The organism is Paraburkholderia sp. SUR17 (genome assembly GCF_029536165.1).
Classification (GTDB): Bacteria; Pseudomonadota; Gammaproteobacteria; order Burkholderiales; family Burkholderiaceae; genus Paraburkholderia; species Paraburkholderia kururiensis.
The window spans coordinates 1,851,974-1,869,255 of record NZ_CP120508.1; the positions used below are offsets into that span (position 1 = coordinate 1,851,974).

At 65.9% G+C, this 17,282-nt stretch carries 17 protein-coding genes; 5 read left to right on the forward strand and 12 right to left on the reverse strand.

All coding sequences use genetic code 11. The annotated features are described in order from the left end of the window. Positions 1-90: 90 nt before the first annotated feature. Entirely contained in the window at positions 91-738 is a 648-nt protein-coding gene (locus tag P2869_RS08175) for an HD-GYP domain-containing protein (protein ID WP_277597977.1), read from the forward strand. A 143-nt stretch (positions 739-881) separates the two neighbouring features. On the opposite strand, the gene P2869_RS08180 is transcribed toward P2869_RS08175, so the two are convergent. The 6 genes from P2869_RS08180 to P2869_RS08205 all read right to left on the reverse strand — a co-directional run bounded on the left by P2869_RS08180 (position 882) and on the right by P2869_RS08205 (position 6,680). After that, complete coding sequence (locus P2869_RS08180; RefSeq protein WP_017773951.1) at positions 882-2,447, reverse strand: methyl-accepting chemotaxis protein; 1,566 nt, start codon at positions 2,445-2,447, stop codon at positions 882-884. Between the two features lie 227 nt (positions 2,448-2,674). Then, a complete protein-coding gene (locus tag P2869_RS08185; protein ID WP_277597978.1) occupies positions 2,675-3,214 on the reverse strand; it encodes a hypothetical protein in 540 nt (179 codons plus the stop codon). Between the two features lie 92 nt (positions 3,215-3,306). Further along, the gene (locus tag P2869_RS08190) at positions 3,307-3,447 is read right to left on the reverse strand and encodes a hypothetical protein (protein ID WP_017773949.1); all 141 of its coding nucleotides are present in this window, start codon (positions 3,445-3,447) and stop codon (positions 3,307-3,309) included. Positions 3,448-3,451: 4 nt separating this feature from the next. Continuing rightward, the gene (locus tag P2869_RS08195) at positions 3,452-3,724 is read right to left on the reverse strand and encodes a hypothetical protein (protein WP_277597979.1); all 273 of its coding nucleotides are present in this window, start codon (positions 3,722-3,724) and stop codon (positions 3,452-3,454) included. A gap of 172 nt (positions 3,725-3,896) precedes the next feature. After that, positions 3,897-4,994, reverse strand: a complete 1,098-nt coding sequence (locus P2869_RS08200; RefSeq protein WP_277597980.1) for a nitronate monooxygenase — start codon at positions 4,992-4,994, stop codon at positions 3,897-3,899. A 174-nt stretch (positions 4,995-5,168) separates the two neighbouring features. Then, positions 5,169-6,680 carry a CoA-acylating methylmalonate-semialdehyde dehydrogenase gene (locus P2869_RS08205; RefSeq protein ID WP_017773946.1) on the reverse strand — a complete coding sequence of 504 codons (1,512 nt, stop codon included), beginning with the start codon at positions 6,678-6,680 and terminating at the stop codon, positions 5,169-5,171. Between the two features lie 111 nt (positions 6,681-6,791). Between P2869_RS08205 and P2869_RS08210 the strand changes: the two genes are divergently transcribed. The 4 genes from P2869_RS08210 to P2869_RS08225 all read left to right on the forward strand — a co-directional run bounded on the left by P2869_RS08210 (position 6,792) and on the right by P2869_RS08225 (position 10,952). After that, positions 6,792-7,784 carry a LysR family transcriptional regulator gene (locus P2869_RS08210; protein WP_277597981.1) on the forward strand — a complete coding sequence of 331 codons (993 nt, stop codon included), beginning with the start codon at positions 6,792-6,794 and terminating at the stop codon, positions 7,782-7,784. 336 nt (positions 7,785-8,120) lie between these two features. Then, positions 8,121-8,735, forward strand: a complete 615-nt coding sequence (locus tag P2869_RS08215; protein ID WP_017773944.1) for a TadE/TadG family type IV pilus assembly protein — start codon at positions 8,121-8,123, stop codon at positions 8,733-8,735. Beyond that, positions 8,735-9,355, forward strand: coding sequence for a TadE/TadG family type IV pilus assembly protein (locus P2869_RS08220; protein ID WP_017773943.1), 621 nt, complete (start codon positions 8,735-8,737; stop codon positions 9,353-9,355). The genes P2869_RS08215 and P2869_RS08220 overlap by 1 nt, the downstream gene beginning before the upstream one ends. Positions 9,356-9,446: 91 nt before the next feature. Then, positions 9,447-10,952 (forward strand): TadE/TadG family type IV pilus assembly protein, encoded by a 1,506-nt coding sequence (locus P2869_RS08225; protein ID WP_277597982.1) that lies wholly within the window; start codon positions 9,447-9,449, stop codon positions 10,950-10,952. A gap of 23 nt (positions 10,953-10,975) precedes the next feature. On the opposite strand, the gene P2869_RS08230 is transcribed toward P2869_RS08225, so the two are convergent. Genes P2869_RS08230 through P2869_RS08255 form a run of 6 tightly spaced genes read right to left on the reverse strand, consistent with a single transcriptional unit; the run spans position 10,976 to position 17,265 of the window. After that, on the reverse strand, positions 10,976-11,743 hold the full coding sequence (locus P2869_RS08230; RefSeq protein WP_277597983.1) for an isoprenylcysteine carboxylmethyltransferase family protein: 768 nt from the start codon (positions 11,741-11,743) through the stop codon (positions 10,976-10,978). Between the two features lie 39 nt (positions 11,744-11,782). After that, a complete protein-coding gene (locus tag P2869_RS08235; protein ID WP_277597984.1) occupies positions 11,783-12,700 on the reverse strand; it encodes a tetratricopeptide repeat protein in 918 nt (305 codons plus the stop codon). Then, positions 12,697-13,659: a type II secretion system F family protein gene (locus tag P2869_RS08240; protein WP_017773940.1), complete on the reverse strand. Its 963-nt coding sequence runs from the start codon at positions 13,657-13,659 to the stop codon at positions 12,697-12,699. The genes P2869_RS08235 and P2869_RS08240 overlap by 4 nt, the downstream gene beginning before the upstream one ends. Continuing rightward, a complete protein-coding gene (locus P2869_RS08245; protein WP_199540043.1) occupies positions 13,656-14,639 on the reverse strand; it encodes a type II secretion system F family protein in 984 nt (327 codons plus the stop codon). Before P2869_RS08245 ends, P2869_RS08240 begins: the two co-directional genes overlap by 4 nt. Beyond that, on the reverse strand, positions 14,636-16,042 hold the full coding sequence (locus tag P2869_RS08250) for a CpaF family protein (RefSeq protein WP_277597985.1): 1,407 nt from the start codon (positions 16,040-16,042) through the stop codon (positions 14,636-14,638). The genes P2869_RS08245 and P2869_RS08250 overlap by 4 nt, the downstream gene beginning before the upstream one ends. After that, positions 16,042-17,265, reverse strand: coding sequence for an AAA family ATPase (locus P2869_RS08255; protein WP_126877279.1), 1,224 nt, complete (start codon positions 17,263-17,265; stop codon positions 16,042-16,044). The genes P2869_RS08250 and P2869_RS08255 overlap by 1 nt, the downstream gene beginning before the upstream one ends. Positions 17,266-17,282 lie beyond the last annotated feature (17 nt).

The window sequence follows — 17,282 nt, forward strand, 5'->3', positions numbered from 1 at the left end:
TCCCGTACGCAGCCGCCACCGGCTGCAAAGCCCACCGGCCCAGGGGCTGTTGTTCAGTGACGGCCGTCCGGGCCGCGGCGACGCGACAGCTTGAACCGCGACAGGTCGAACAATCATGATGAACTGAAGTGTAGGACTGCAATGTCGAATACCATGCCTCTTGCCGCTAATCTGGAATGTTCCCATGTGAACCGGGCACTGCTCGTCGCGCTAGACGAACGGGACGGCGACACATCCGGGCATTGCCTGCGGGTGGGTTTGCTCGCCGAATCGCTGGGGCACGCATTGGGCGTGCGCGACGCCGATCTCGTCATGCTGCGCGAAGCGGGATTCGCACACGACATCGGGAAAATCGCCATTCCGGACAAGGTGCTGTTCAAGCCCGGCGCGCTCGACGACACGGAATTCCAGGTGATTCAGGCCCATAGCGCCATCGGCGAGCGGATTCTGTCCTCGCAGAATTCGCAAGGCGCCGCCAACGCGCTGATTGCTGACGCAGTGCTCCATCATCATGAGCGGTACGACGGAACCGGCTATCCGTCCGGATTGAAGGCAGCCGATATTCCGTTCTGGTCGAGAATCATTGCCGTCGCCGATTGCTTCGATGCGTTGACCATGACGCGCCCATACCACGACGCCATGTCGGCCGGCAGCGCGGTCGACCTGATTGTGGCCAGTTCCGGAACGCATTTCGACCCCGACGTCGTAAGTGCATTCGTCGCGCTGCAGCCCGGCTAAAAGCAGCGTTTCGCCTTTGAAGACCCGCCGCGCGTCTCGCCGCGGCCGATCAGGCACTCGCGGTGCCCTTCCCCCGCGCCTCGTTTGACTGAATCAGCCACTCCGGCACGGGGAAGCAGCAAGCCGACGCGGGTCAGCTACGCTCACTGCCCGTCCCCTACATTGAACGCCGCCACCGCATCCTTCAGCGACGTCGCCTGTTCTTCGAGCGACTGCGCCGCGGCCGCGGCCTCTTCCACGAGCGCGGCATTGCGCTGCGTGACCTCGTCCATCTGCGTGACGGCGAGGCTCACCTGCTCGATGCCGCGGCTCTGTTCTTCGGATGCCGAAGCAATCTCGCCCACGATGTCCGACACCTGCTTGATGGCAAGCTTGATCTGATCCATGGTCGTGCCCACTTCAGTGGCCTGGGTCGCGCCGTCGCGAATCATGGCTACGGAGGAACCGATCAGTTCCTTGATCTCCTTGGCCGCCGATGCCGAGCGCTGCGCGAGGTTGCGCACCTCGCCCGCCACCACGGCGAAGCCGCGCCCGTCTTCGCCGGCGCGCGCCGCTTCCACGGCTGCGTTGAGCGCAAGAATGTTGGTCTGAAACGCGATGCCCTCGATCACACCCGTGATCTCGGAAATCTTCGCGGAGCTGCTGTTGATCCGCTCGATCGTGTCCACCATGTGGTGCACCGCGGTGTTGCCGGCGCCCGTGATGTCCGTGGCGCGCGCGGCCAACGCGTTCGCCTCGCGCGCGTTGTCGGCGTTGTGCTTCACGGTCTGCGTCAGTTGCGTGAGGCTCGCGGCGGTCTCCTGGAGCGATGCCGCCTGTTCTTCGGTGCGCGCCGAGAGGTCCAGGTTGCCGCTCGCAATTTCGCCGGTGGCCACGGTGATCGTTTCCGCCGCGCGCCGGATGTGCTTTACCGTGCCGCCCAGCGCCTCGCGCATGGCGCGAATGCCCTGCATGAGGCTCGACGTATCGCCGCTGCGTGTTTCGACGGCCACCGTCAGGTTGCCGGACGCAATCTCGTGCGTGACCTGCATCGCGTGAACCGGGTCACCGCCTATCGTGCGTTCGATGCTGCGATTGATGAGCGCAACCAGCAGTCCGAGCACTGCGGATACGGCGAGGAACAGGCCGACCGTCACATAGAGCGAGGTGTAGAAACTGTCCTTGATGTCGTCCAGGTACGCGCCCGTGGAGAGAATCCAGTTCCAGGGTTCGTAGCGCAGCACGTAGCCGAGCTTCGGCACGGCCTTCGCCGGCTTCACGCCCGGGCGGGGAAACACGTAATCGACGAAGCCCGCGCCTTGCGGCCCCGTTGCGACCTGCACGAACGTGACGTAGTGATGCCGGCCGTCGGCGTCTGTCACTTTGGAAAGATCGGAGCCTTCGGTTTTCGGCTTCATGGGGTGCATGACCATCCGCGCGTTCCCATCGAGCACGAGGAAGTAGCCGTCGCTGCCGTAGCGGACGCCGCGCAGTCGCTCGAGCGCCTGTTTGCGCGCATCGTCTTCGCTCAACTTGCCGTCGTGCGCGAGCGCGGCGTACTCCTTCACGATGGAGAGGCCGATTTGCGCGCTGTTGACGAGATCGACCTTGCGCTCTCCAAGGCGCGTCTCGTACGAGAGATAGGCAGCGGACACTGAAATGACGAGCAGTGCCGCGAGACTTGCGATGAGGGGCAGCCAGAGTTTCTGCTTGAAGCCGAGTGTGCGCATGGTGGTTTCACGTGAGGTTGCATCACCGACGGATGGACCGTCACTTGCGCCTGCTTCTGCGTCAGAAAACGACCATCGACAGACGCTGCACTGTATTACGGTCTTTCGCTGCGCGGACTGAAGAGAAATCCTGGCTGGATCGTGCCCTTTACGACTGGGGTTTTCCCTGCAATTGAGGGTTTATATGGGGATAACTTCGACGTTGCCTTACTGGCTATCTCGATGCCTTACGGTTTTTCATGCCCCGGCGCCTCGGAGCGCGAGGTCTTCACGATTACGCCGTCGGGCGAGAAATGCGCGTTGAACATGGCATCCGGCGACACGCCGCCCTCGTCCCAATGCCAGCTCCACACCTCTTCCTGGCTCAGCGCGTACTGCGCCACCTGGGCGGGCTTGCCGAGCAGGCGCCGCACGTCGTCCTTCGTCATACCCGGCACCACGCGCGCGATGTTGGCGGCGCTCAGCGCCTGGGTGATCGTGACGAGCCGGCCGTTGGCATCGAAGTCGAGCATGTACGTGTGCGTGCCGTTGGGTCCGCGCGGATATTCGAGCCGCATCGAACCGTCGTCGTTTTGCCAGACGATTTCGGGTTTGCCGGCGTCGCGGCGCACGTCGTCGACGGTGGACACGCCGGGCTGGAGATGGCCGAATGCCATCGGGTCGGGCTTGATGGCGTTGACCACGTCGGCCACCTTCTGCTCGTCGCAGCCGGCGACGAGACTCATGGCGGCAAAGGCCGCGAGCAGGCAAATGAAGCGTTTAGGCATGGAGGTCCTGTCAGGCGTGCCCGAATCGGCGCGAAATGGATGCCAATCGATGCAAATCGATGCGCCGCTCCAGACATGGAGGAGACCGGCCGCTAGAAGCGCGTGCCGGCGTGGCAGCCGCCAAACGCGGCGCCGTTGGTCGCTGCGCCGCCGCAGCCGAAAATGCCGCAGCCGCCCTGCGCAAGCAAGGCGGCTGCAAGCAGCACGGCGGCGATGGCCTTGCGCACCGGCATGGGCTCAGCACTCGCCCTTCTTCGCGTGGCCGGGCGGGCAATGGCGATGGTCCTTGCCATGGCGCTGATGCGCGTTCCAGTCGTCGCGGCTCCAGTAGCGGTTGCCGTCGTAATAGCGATCGCCGTACCAGCCCGGCGACACGACCGCGACTGGCGCGGGCGCCGTCACCACCGCGCCGGGCAAGCCGACGTTGACGCCGATCTCCACGGCATGAGCCGCGAGCGAAAAACCGGCTGCGGCGACGCTGGCGAGCATCAGCAGGTGCGATTTCTTCATGATGTTTCCCTGAGACGAGATGTTTTCACGGAGGCGAATCCCCTCGCCGCCTGCCGACTGAAAACGTTCTGCAATCCTTCGGGTTGACGCTGCCCGCCCGTGACTCGCCTGACTTGACCATCTTTGACGATTGCGTGCGCTGCCACGCGGCGGACCGCCCTTGCCACTCGTCCTACGCTAGTCCCTGCAAGCGCCCGATCGTCTCCTTGAGTTCCGCTTCGAGCTGCGCCATGAGTTCGGCGGCCGGCATCTCGCGCGCGAGCGCCGCGGCCTGGCCCGCCCATTGCGCGCCATAACCGAATTCGCCCTTTGTTTTCGCCGCCGCGTGCAGCGCTTTGCCGGCGTCGTAGGCGATCGGGTAATCGGGCGTGGCGGGTGCCGCAGGAGCACTGCCGAGTTCCGTGAAGCGGTTCAGCATGGCGCGCGCCGCGCGGCCCGAGATAGCCTGCGTGAGCGTGGTGTGGCGCGCGGCGTCGCCCAGAATCGCGCGACGGTAGCCTTCGTCGATCGACGTTTCGGGACACGCAACGAACGCCGTGCCCAGTTGTGCCGCCTGCGCGCCGAGCGCCAAGGCCGCGGCGATGCCGGCGCCATCCATGATGCCGCCCGCCGCGATCACAGGCAGATCGAATTCGCACGTAAGCAACCGGGTCAGCGCGAACGTGCCGAACTGGTCGTCGCGTGTGGCCGGATCGAACACACCGCGATGGCCGCCGGCCTCGATGCCCTGTGCCACGATTGCGTCCACGCCGGCATTCGCGACCTGGGCAGCTTCATCGAGATTGGTCGCGCTCGCGAGCAGCCGGATGCCGGCCGCGCGCAGCTTCGCGATGACGTCGGCGGGCGGCAGGCCAAAGTGGAAGCTCACCACAGCGGGCTTTTCGTCGAGGAACACGGCAAGCATCGCGGGGTCCGCGACGAAGCTCGTATAGATCTCACTGAGGTTCGCTGGCGGCTCTGCGCCGTAGCGCTGGAACACGGGCGCGAGCCACTCGAGCCATTGCCGCTCCACGGCGGCGTTGGCAATGGCCGGCCGATGGCAGAACACGTTGACGTTGAACGGCCTCGCGGTGAGTTCGCGTGTGTCGCGAATCGCCTTGCGTGCGGCCTGCGCGTTCATCGCGCCTACGCCGATGGAGCCGAGGCCGCCCGCGTTCGATACCGCCGCCGCAAGCGCCGGCGTACCAACGCCGGCCATGGGCGCGAGCACGATGGGTTTGTCGATGCCGAGCCGACGCAGCAATGCGCGCGCCTCTCCTTGCTGGGTCATGTCGCCCTCCTTTTGACCAAACGTGATGGGTACAGCGGGCAAGCATACTGCGGCAAGCGCATGCATGCCTTGCCCGTCGCCATCGCGGCGGGCAAGGCATCGACGGCGACGGCACCCGCCGGCAAGACGCGGGTTCCTGTCGGCAATGTCGGGAAGGACGCCGCGAAAGCGGCCTTACTTCGCCGTGGGCATGGCGAATTCCGCGCCCTTTGCGATGCTCTCGGGCCAGCGCTGCATGATCGACTTCTGCTTCGTGTAGAAGCGCACGCCCTCTTCGCCGTATGCGTGCATGTCGCCGAACAGGCTGCGCTTCCAGCCGCCGAAGCCGTGCCATGCCATGGGCACCGGAATCGGCACGTTGATGCCCACCATGCCCACTTCGATACGGCGGCCGAACTCGCGGGCCACGTTGCCGTCGCGCGTGAAGCACGCCACGCCGTTGCCGAACTCGTGCGCATTGATGAGATCGACCGCTTCACCGAAGTCCTTCACGCGCACGCATGCGAGCACCGGCCCGAAGATTTCTTCCTTGTAGATGCGCATCTGCGGCGTGACGTGATCGAACAGCGTGCCGCCCGTGAAGAAGCCGTCTTCGTGACCCGGTACCTTGAGGCCGCGGCCGTCCACCACGAGTTTTGCGCCCTCTTCCACGCCGAGCCCGATGTAGCCTTCGATGCGCTGCAGCGCCTCACGCGTGACGACAGGGCCCATCTCCGCATCGGCCTCCATGCCGTTGCCGATGCGCAGCGTGCGCGCGCGTTCGGCGAGTGCCGGCACGATCTTGTCAGCCACGTCGCCCACCAGCACCGCCACCGAGATCGCCATGCAGCGTTCGCCCGCAGAACCGTAGGCGGCGCCGATCAGCGCATCCACCGCCTGGTCGATGTCGGCGTCCGGCATCACCACGAGATGGTTCTTCGCCCCGCCGAGCGCCTGCACACGCTTGCCGAGCCGTGCGCCGGTTTCGTAGATGTAGCTCGCAATCGGCGTCGAACCGACAAAGCTCACCGCCTTCACGTCGCGGTGCGTGAGCAGCGCGTCCACCACCACCTTGTCGCCCTGCACGACGTTGAACACGCCGTCGGGCAGGCCGGCCTCCTTCAGCAGGCCGGCCATGAAGAGCGACGCCGAAGGGTCGCGCTCGCTCGGCTTCAGCACGAACGTGTTGCCCGACGCGATTGCGACCGGGAACATCCAGCACGGCACCATGCACGGGAAGTTGAACGGCGTGATGCCGGCCACCACGCCGAGCGGCTGGCGCACGGTCCAGTTGTCGATGCCGGTGGAAACCTGCTCCGTGTAGTCGCCCTTGAGCAGTTGCGGAATGCCGCATGCGAATTCGATGACGTCGATGCCGCGCGACACTTCGCCCTGCGCATCCGAGAACACCTTGCCGTGCTCGGCCGTGATGATGGCGGCCAGTTCGTCGCGATGCTGGTTCATGAGTTCGAGAAAGCGCAGCATGACGCGCGCGCGGCGAATGGGCGGCGTATCGCTCCACTTCGGAAAGGCCGCCCTGGCGCTCGCGACGGCGGCTTCCACGTCCGCGGCTTCGCCCAGCAGCAGCTTGCGGGCCCGCGCGCCCGTGGCCGGGTTGAAGACGGGCTGCGTGCGGCTGCCGGTGCCGGCAACACGCTCGCCATGAATGAAGTGACCGACGTCTGCGCTGTCGTTGTAGGCCTGCATGAGGAGCTCCTGTGCATACGGAATGGGATGCCTGTCAGTGTAGGAAGAGCCGGGCCGTCTGCAAAGGTGCTATCGTTGAACGCGTTGTTTGCCATTGTGAACAATGAGCGTATGGATATCGAAAAAATCGAAGGTCTGTGGACCCATCTGCACTGGCTCGCCATGCTGGCCGAACAGGGCAGCTATACGGCGGCCGCGGCGCGCCTCGGCGTCAGCAAGGCGGCCATGAGCCAGCGCATTTCCGAACTGGAGCGAGCCGCGGGCATTTCGCTCGTGCAGCGCACCACGCGCAGCGTGCGGCTCACCGAGGCCGGGCAGCGGCTCGTCGAGAACACGCGGCATCACTACGAGCAGATCGCGGCCAGCTTTGCGAGCGTGCGCGAACTGGCTGGCGTCGCGCGCGGATTGTTGCGCGTGACGGCACCCGTGGCGTTTGCGCGGCAGCAACTCGTGCCGCGTTTGCCCACATTTCTAAGGGCAAACCCTGAGGTGCGGGTTCAACTCGAAGTGTCGGACCGGCTCGTTTCGCTCGCCGCCGAAGGGTTCGATCTCGCCATCCGTCACAGCACCGACGCGCCCGACACCTGCGTCGCGTGGAAGCTGTGCGATACGCGTTCGGTGATCGTGGCGACCCGCGCGTATCTGCGCCGCCGCGGCACGCCGACGGTGCCGGCCGACCTCGTCGGCCACGATTGCCTGTTCTACCCTCGCTCCACCGGTCCGGCGATGTGGTCGTTCGAGCACAAGGCAACGCGTCGGGCCGCCGCGAAGACGCCGGCGAAAGGGACGTCCAGACCCGCTGTGCCGCAGGTTGCCGAAACGATCGCGTTGCCCGTGAGCGGCCCGTTTTGCGCGAACAACAGCGAGACGCTGCGCGATGCCGCGCTGGACAACCTGGGTATCGCGCTTCTGCCCGACTTCACCGCCCAGGCGGCCGTGCGAGCGGGCAAACTCGTGGAAGTGCTGCCCGAGTGGCGTATTACGGGCACGTTCGCCGACCAGCTTTATGTGCTGCGACCCTACACCTCGCACGTGCCGCGCGCGGTGAGCCTTTTCGTGAACTATCTGCGCGAGAGTTTTGCCGAAGGCTTCCCGCTCGCGTAGCCGGCCTTGCGCCTGTTCACATTGGAAACAGGCCGTAGTGCAATTCGACGCCGATCAAATTCACGGTGTGGCCAGGCTCAAGTCACTCTCAAGTCTCTGCTCTTGCGTGCCGATATTCGTAACGTAGCCGCCGTATTCGCCGAAGCGGCAAACCGTCAAAGCAGCGAAGTGGCAAATACGGCGTGCGGCATTCGTCCGACTTTTAGCTTTTCTAAATAAAACCCGGAAAAGCCCGCATCGCCTCCGCGCGAAGCATCCGTGGCGCCCGCGGTGCTTCCCGGCAGAGACTTACCGATTCACCGATTCACCGACTCACCGACACGAGGCTTGTCGCTCATGAGGAGACCCGATCCCCAACCGCTCGCGCGCAGACGTGCTGCCGCGCCGGCTGTTGGCTCGCCGCGCATCGATGCCCGGCCGGTGCGGCTGCTCGCAAGCGTCGCGCGTGCCGCCGCGCCTTCGGAGGACCGCGGCAACTTCGCCATCGAGTACGCCATCGTGCTCCCGCTCTTTCTCGCGGTCGTGATCGGCATGTTCCAGTTCGGTGTGATCTTCACGACGCAGTCGCTAATGGACAACGCCGCGCGCGACGCCGCCCGGCTGATCCGCATCGGCACGTTCACCGGCAGTTCCGGCGGTTATTCGAGCGCGCTGACCACCGCCGTCTGCAATGACCTCACCGTGAGCGGCTTCAATCTTGTACCGTCGTGCTCGTCGAATATCCAGATCTATGTGGCCTCCGCCGCCTCGAGCACACCGGCGGGCAGCGGCTTCAAGACACTCGTGCCCGCCACCATCACCAACGGCGTGATGACGCAGACCAAGGCGGCGCTCTCGCCGAAGTACGACGTGATTCTCGAAGTCGGTTATCAGATGCCGTGGGTCGCTGCGTTCTTTTCGGGCAACGCGATGCTCACCTCCACCCTCGCCTTCCAGACGGAGCCCTACTGATGCGCACGGTTCTGCGCCGCGCAGGCGGCTTCGTGCAGGGTCTGCTCCACAACACGCGCGGGGTGGCGGCGCTCGAGTTCGTCTTCATCCTGCCGCTCATGACAGGCGTGCTGTTCGGCATCTACGAAATCGGGCAATACGCGCGCGTGAACATGCAGCTTGCGAATGCGGCGACGTCGATGGCCGATCTCGTCTCACAGCAGGCCGCAGGTGTTTCAGGCGGCACCACGGGCAGCCTCGGCAACTTCTGCGCAGCGGGGCGCCTGATGATGAACCCGTTCCCCGCCAGTGCGACATCGGGCGCAGGCTCGTTTTCAGCGGCCATTGCGAGCGTGACGAACTATACCGCCACGGGTGTCACGGTGGACTGGGAAAGCGACCACGCCTGCACCGTGACGGCCACGGCGCTCGGTGCCACGGCGAAAACGCTGGTCGCATCGCCCACGAATCTGGTGCCTAACGCGGGTACGCCCGGCGACAGCGTGATCGTCGTGCAGGTGACGTATCAGTACAGCTCGCCGATCCAATACCTGATTCCGTCTGCGTTCACGCTCACGCAAACCGCCTTCGCCCGGCCGCGCATCACGGGCACGATCGCGTGCGCGGCGCCCTGCTCCTGAGGACTCCCGCATGCCGTCCGCCACGTTGACCACGTTAGCCGCATTAGTCACGTCAGCCCCTTCGGGCAGACTGTGGGCCGCCAGAAACCCCGTGCGCACTCGCTTGCCGCGCACGGCGCGCAACCCCTTCGGCGCCGCCGCGGACGACTCGGGCTCCATCGCCGTCACGTTCGCGCTGCTGCTGATCCCCATGATGCTGATCTTCGGCCTCGTGGTGGATTACGCGCGCATGGTGCAGTGCCGCGCGATCCTGCAGAACGCCGTGGACGAAGCCGCGCTCGCGGGCGCGAGCGTCTTCACGACCTCGGACCAGGGCGCGAATGCCGCCACCGTCGCGACCAACTACTTCAATCGCGCGATTCTGCCCGCCACCATGAAGGCCGGCGCGCCCACCGTCACCACCAACGCAAACGGCACCATCAACCCGGCGCTCGGCACGGCCGTCGCCTACACCGTCACGGTTTCGGCCAACGCGACCGTCTCCACCACGCTGCTTTCGATGCTGCTGCCCTCGGTCTCGATGACGGCCACCGGCACCGCGAGCGATCCGGTGGTGTCCGCGAAGCTCGGTTTCACCAACGTCAATTCCGTGGCCTGCGACGGCAACGCCGTCTACCTGTACCAGGTGCCGAAGAACGCGAGCGGCTCCGGCTATGACTTCGGCTCCGTGCCCACGTGGTCCACGGGTTCCAGCGGCAATTACTACGAGATCGGCAACAGCACCGGCGGCTCCCTGCCCTCGGGTCAGGCACTGCCCACCATCAGCGCGAACCAGCCGCTCGGCGTGGCGATGGTGAACCAGACCAACGGCAACACGGGCAACTCGGGCTGCGGCGTGACGGTGACGGGTGCGAATTCCTACGGCGCGCCGCACAAGAGCACGCAGACGTTCTATTCGTCGCTGCTGCTGAACGGGCAGCCGCCCACGCAGAACTCCAACTACAACTACACCGTCACGGTCACGCAGAACTCGGGCGGAACCATCACGGGCGTCACGGCGACGGTGGGCAGCCAGACGTGGTCGGTGCCGGTCGCCTCGTCGTCGTACAACAACCTCTCCACCTATCTCGGCATCAATGCGCCCAGCACCGGCAAGTCGAACTGCACGTCGTCGTCCACGACGTCGGGCTCCGGCTGGAGCGCCACGACCACGACGGCCTACAACTGCCGCACCCAATATTTCACGTCGAGTTCATCGTCCACCCCCAACTGCGTGCTCTACGTGCAGACGGGTGTCACGCCGAGCTACCTCGGCGGGCTCTCGAATTCGAGTTCAGCGCCCGCCGCGGCGCTCACTAAATGCTTCGCGCCGACCACGGGCGGCGGCAGCTACTCGGCGCCCACCTGCGCGCAACTCTCGGCCCTTCAGAGCGGCGGCTCGAACATCGCGCCTGCGGCGGTGTACTGGTGGGACGATGCAGGCGGCGTGGGCCCGGGCGAACAGTATTACGGCCCCTCCAGCCACTGCTCCGCGACCAGTTCGAACGGGCCGGGTTATGGCGAAGACTGCCAGTACAAGAACAACTTCTTCGCCATGCAGTGCCAGACGACCGGCGGCAGCGGAAGCGGTTTTACCGAGGTGGTGCTGAGTCAGTAGACGTTCGGGTAGACCGCTGCGTCTCAGAACAGGCCCGGCATCACGCGATACCGCACGCGCCGCGCGTAGTCGCGATAGGCCGGGTCCTTGAGCAGCATCTTTTCCTCGCGCAGTACGCGATACCCCTGCAACGCCCACAGCGAAACGAGGATGAGCAGGTTGCGCACGCCGAAGTTCGCCGCAAGAAAACCCACGTTGGTGATGAAGTACCCCACATAAATGGGGTGACGCAGCACGCGGTACGGCCCGCGCACCACGACGCCGCGGTTGGCGGGCAGGATGCCGTACGAGCGGCGCAGCGTGAGCTTCGCACTGATCTGCAGGGCCATGCCGGCGATCTGCAGGCCCGCCGCGACGGTTTCAGGCAGCACGCGCGAGCCCGGTGCCAACTGGAACGCCACGAAGTAGAAGCTCGCGCAGGTCGAGATCACCACGGTGAGCGGATGCCAGTCGCGCTCGCGCGGCACGCGCGTGCAGACGGCGAGCGCGAGCGTGATCGCCTCAGACACGACGAGCAGCATCAGCGTGAGCCGCGTGGGGTCGCGATAGAACTGATGCAGCGCCGAGGAAACGAACATCGAGAACATCAGCACGGCGCCGAGCCGCACCGCGATTTCGGTAGCGAACCGGCCCGGTGTGAGGGACGGCTTGAGATCCGCCGCCGTCGCTGCAATGGCCTCGCCCGCGTGCTCCGGGTTCAGGAGGTCCAGGCCCGTTGCCGGCGCCTCTGGCGCGCCACCCTGCCCGGCCTCGGCTACCGTCGGCAGCGGCATTGACGTCGTCGTTTTCATGATCGCTTCACCCTGCCCTGTGACTCGTCGCGTGTGGCGTCATTGCGCAAGCGGGCCGTTGGCCGCCTGCGTCACGGCCGCCGGAAGCGCACTCACCGCCGATTCCTTTGCCATTCCTACCTTCGTGGCCGTTGGCGCAGACATGGGTGCAGACATGGACGATGGCGCCGAAGCCCCCATGAGCCGCGCCCGCTGCAGCGCGTAATAGCGCAGATTATCGTCCACGGAGGCCTTGGGCAGGTCCTGGCCGAGCAGTTCGGCGGCGGCCTCGGTGTTGCCGAGCAGGCCGTAGGCCAGCGCGAGGTCTTCGCGGGCCTGCGGCGGCGCCGAAGGAAACCGCGTCACGTCGAGCAGCACGTTGGCACCTTCGCGCGGGTGCCCGCTCAGCACGAGCGAGAGCCCCAGATTCACGGCCAGCATCGGGTCGCCCGGGTTCGCCTTGAGCGCGGCGCGCAGCACGTCTTGCGCGCCCGCGTGATCGCCGGCCAGGTCGAGCGCGGCCCCGAGTCCCGCACTCGCGAGCGCATCGTTCGGCTTGAGCGCGAGCACGCGATGGTATGTCGCCGCGGCATCGGCAAGACGCCGCTGATGCATCGCCACGCGCGCCATGCCGATGAGCGGCGCCGTATTGTCCGGCTCGATCTGGCTCGCCTTCTGAAAATACACGCCCGCGCGCGTGAAGTCGCCCACGGCATAGAGCGTGTTGCCGAGGCCCGTGAGGCCCGACACCGAATTCTCGTCGGCCTTCACGATGCGGCTGTAGATCGTCGTGGCCATATCGAGGTTGCCCGATTCGAGCGCCGTCTCGGCAATGCGCAACTCGCTCGCCGTGGAAGGCGTGCCGCGCGGTTCGAGCGGACGGATGTCGGTGGCGTGCTGCGTCACGGTGGTCGTGCAGGCTGCGGTGGTCAGCACGCAGACGAGCACCGTTACGCGGAAAAAGAGATCAGTTTTCATTGCGATGCCATGAGCGCGATGAGTTGAATGACGGACGGCCCCGCCGCAATGACCACGACGGCCGGCAGAATGAAGATCATCATCGGCACCACCATCTTCGGCGCGAGTTTGGCGGCCTTTTCTTCGAGCGTGACGAGATGCGTGAGCCGCTCGGCGCGCGACAGCGTGCGCAGCGCGTGCGTAATGGGCGTGCCGTAGCGCATGGCCTGGATCAGCGTGGAGATCAGCGCGCGAATGGAGGGCAGATCGATGCGGTCGGCAAGCCCCTGCAATGCGCGGGTGTTGTCGCCGGAGAGTTGCAGTTCGTCCGCCGTGAGCGAGAACTCGTCGGAAAGCGGCGCGCAGATGTCAGCGAGTTCGTCCGCCACGCGCCGGATGCTCACGGCCAGACTGTTGCCCGCGTTCGTGCAGATCACGAGCAGATCGAGCGCGTCGGGCAGGTAGGTCGCCATGAGCCGGCGGCGCCGCGAGGTGGTGAACGCGAGCACGTATTCGGGCAACACCTGTCCGACCACGAACGCGATCAGCATCATCGACCCACGCACCGCGGGATAGTGGCCCACGTTCGGCACATGCGAGCCGAGCATCACGGCAAGCGTCGCGCACGAAAGCGCCATGACGAACTTCAGTGCAAGCAGCACGGACACCGCGTGACGGCTGCGATACCCGCCGCGCAGCATTTCCTTCTGCAGTTTCGCGCGGTACGCCACGTCGAAGAACGGCAGGCGGTCGCCGATGCGGGCCAGCCGGTGCGCGAGCCGCGTGCGCCAGCTGGCTTCGTCGTCGGTCTCGTCGGTGTGCACGCGCTGCGCGCGCTGCGAGAGCGCGGCCTGACGTACGCGCTCCGCGATACGCCCGCGCAGTCCGCCATGCTTGCGCACCCACCACAGCGCGAGCGCGCCGAAGAGCGCCAGCAGCATGAGCAGGTTGACGAGCGTTTCGGTGTGGTTCGGGCTCATCGCATCGTGTTCAGCTTCGACATCTTCGTGATCAGCGCGACGCCCACCACCACCGACACCACGGCATAGGTGAGGATGTTCGTCCCGGTCGGCGTTTCGAACAGCACCATCACGTAGCTGCGGTTGATGAGGAACATCGAGAGCAGGATGAGCGGCGGAATCACCGTGAGAATGCGCGTCGTGATACGCGCCTCGCCCGTGAGCGCACGCGTCTTCTGGCGAATCTCGCGACGGCTGCGCACGATGCCCGCGAGGTTCTCCAGCGTTTCGCCCAGTTGCCCGCCCGTTTCGCGTTGCAGCTTCAGGCACACGCAGAAGAACGAGAAATCCGCGACAGCGATACGCCTCGCCGCCGTGGTCAGCACTTCGTCGAGGTCGAGGCCCACCTGCAGCGCGTCGCCCATCAGCCTGAACTCCTGGCGCAGCGGCTCTTCCACTTCGTCGGCCGCCGTGCTGATTACGTGCGTGACGGGCACGCCCGCGCGCACCGCCCGCACGAGCAGGTCGATCACGTCGGGAAAGCCGTCCAGAAAGCGCTGGCGGAAACGGTTCACGAGCCAGCTGTAGGTCTTCATTGCGGCGAACACGGGCAGCGCGACAGGCAGGATTGTCGCGACGAAGCCCGGCAGCGGCATGAATGCGAGCATCACCACGGCCACCATCTCGGCCGCGAACGCCACACCCACCACGATCTTGAGACCGCGCTTGCCCGCCACGGTGCGCAGACGCGCCAGCTTCGGCGCCGTCCAGCGCGCCCATGCGCTCTCGTAGCGTTCCACCTTGAAGAGATCCGCATGCTGCCGGCGCGCCTTGCCGTCGGCCTTCTTCGCGCGCTGCGCGAGGTCGAAGGCCGTTTCCATGCGGGCGTGAATGCGCGCGGCGGGCAGCTTGCGACGCATGTCCTGCACGATCAGCCACATCACCCCGCTCACGATGGCGATGCCGAACGTCGCAACGGTGACGAGGTCGATGGTATTCATGGCTTCATGGCTTCCAGCAACTGCTCTTCGAGCCCGTAGTACGCGGCGCGCGGCGCAAAGGCCGGGCGTACCGGCGCGCACTCGAACTCGCCCTTCACTTCCTCGCTGTAGGCGCTCGCGTCGTAGCGGAACGTGAACAGGTCCTGCGTGATGATGACGTCGCCCTCCATGCCGACCAGTTCCGTGATGCGCGTGACGCGCCGCATGCCGTCGCGCATGCGCTCGATCTGCACGATCATGTGCACCGCGCTCGCAATCTGGCGGCGAATGGAGAAGAGCGGCAGGTTGCCGTTGGCCATCATCACCATGCTTTCCAGACGCGTTATGCCATCGCGCGGCGAGTTCGCGTGGATCGTCGTCATGGAGCCGTCGTGGCCCGTGTTCATGGCCTGCAGCACGTCGAACGCTTCGGGGCCGCGCGTTTCGCCAAGGATGATGCGGTCCGGGCGCATCCGCAGCGCGTTGCGCACGAGATCGCGCTGCGCCACGGCGCCGAGACCCTCGGTATTTTCGGGCCGCGTTTCGAGACTCACCACGTGCGGCTGCACGAGCTGGAGTTCGGCGGCGTCTTCGATGGTGACCACGCGCTCGCCCGCATCGATGAAGTGCGAGAGCGCATTGAGCAGCGTCGTCTTGCCCGAGCCCGTGCCGCCCGACACGAGCACGTTGAGGCGGCACGTGCTCGCGATCTTGAGCACCGTCGCCATGGCGGCGGAAAGATTGCCCTGCTGCGTCATGCGGTGCAGCGTGATGTTGCGCTTCGAAAATTTGCGGATGGAGATGGAGGCGCCACGAATGGCCAGCGGCGGGAGCACCACGTTCACGCGGCTGCCGTCGGCGAGGCGCGCATCCACCATCGGGCTGCTCTCGTCCACACGGCGGCCCACGCCCGCGGCAATGCGCTGTGCCACGTTGATCACGTGCGCGTTGTCGCGGAACTTGCATGTCGTGAGTTCGAGCCGCCCATGCCGCTCCACGTAGACCTGGTCGGGGCCGTTCACGAGTATGTCGGTCACGCTTTCGTCGGCAAGCAGCGGCTCGATGGGGCCAAGGCCGAACATGTCGTTGAGCAGTTCGTCGACAATCTGCGTCTGCTCGGCCATCGTCATGTTCAGATGCTCGCGCTCCGCAATTTCGAGCACCAGTTGCTCGACGCCGGGCTTCATCTGCTCGCGCGTCTTGCCGACGGCGGCCGATGCGTTCATCGACGAGAACACGCCGTTGCGGATCACGCGAAAGAGATCGGAACGCACCAGCGATTCGGCGTTTTCGGCCTGCGCCGAACGCACCGGCTGCATCTCGCGAACGGCGAGCAGTTCCGCGAGCGGCGGCGCCGACGCGGCGCTCGCTCCGCCCGCCCCGCTCTCTTCGAACTCCGGTACGCGCTTCTTCTGGCCGAACATCAGCGTTTCCTCAAGAGGCGGAAGCGCGGCACGCGCTTCGGTGCTTCGGCGGGACGCTGGCCCGTGAGGTCGCTTGCGATGCGCCGCACCGTCTGGTTGAAGCCGTTGGGCGCGCGCTCGCGCGGCGACTCGCCCAGGTTTTCGGCCACGGCCACCGCCTTCGCCTCATACGGAATCTCGTGCAGCACCGAACGGCCCACGGCGGCCGTGAAGTCAGCGAGTTCCACCTTGCCGGCGCCCGCCGGCGAAACGTTGTTGACGAGCAGCGATGTGATGGGATTGTTGTCGCGGTCTTCCACGAAGCGCAGCAGGCGCACGGCCTCGCGCGTGGAGTGCACCGAGCGGTCGGCGACCAGATACACGCGCGAGGCGTGATCGAAGGCCTCGTTGCCGAGCGCATCCGCCGGGGCCGCCACGTCGAGAATCACGTAGTGGAAGCTGTCGCACAGCAATGCGAGCAGACGCGCGAGCGCGCCGGGCTCGTAAGGATGCGGCGCGCCGTAGTCCAGTTCCGCCGACAGCATGAAGAGCCGTGTGCCGTGCGGGACCAGCGTGCGTTCCACGTATTGCGGATCGATGCGGTGCACGTTCTGGAGTACGTCGAAGAGACCGTTGTTGCTCTGCGCGCCCAGCATGCAGTTCGCCGCGCCGCTGTAGAGGTCGAGATCGACATAGGCAATGCGCCGGTGCGTCTCTTCGGCAAGATGCCGCGCCACGTTGAGCGCAACGGTGGTGACGCCGACGCCGCCGCGGGTGCCCGCGAACGCGATGGCCTTGCCGGCACGCGCCAGCATGACCTGATTCACCACGCCGTCGGTCACGTTCACCGTGCGCTTGATGAGCTCCACCGTGAGCGGCTTGACCAGATAGTCCCGCACGCCGATCTTGAGCAGGCTGCGGAAAAGGCCTACGTCGTTGCGCTCGCCGAGCGTTATCACCTGCACCGAGGGCTCGCACACTTCGGCAAGCCGCCCCAGATCCGAGAGCGGCATCACGCAGCCTTGCAGATCGACCAGCAGGAACTGCGGCGAGCGGTCGAGCTTCGCCAGATGGGCGATCGCGTCGTCGATCGTGCCTACCGCGATGTACGTGTGCGGCATCGCCTGTTCGAGCACGTAGTTCTTCAGCACCTGCTCCGTGGCCTTGTCTGCGACGAACGCCACGAAGTCGGCCGCGCGCGCGGCGCTGCGGGGCTTCGGGAGAATGGACGGCATCGTGCTCATGGTCGGCTCTGGTTTGG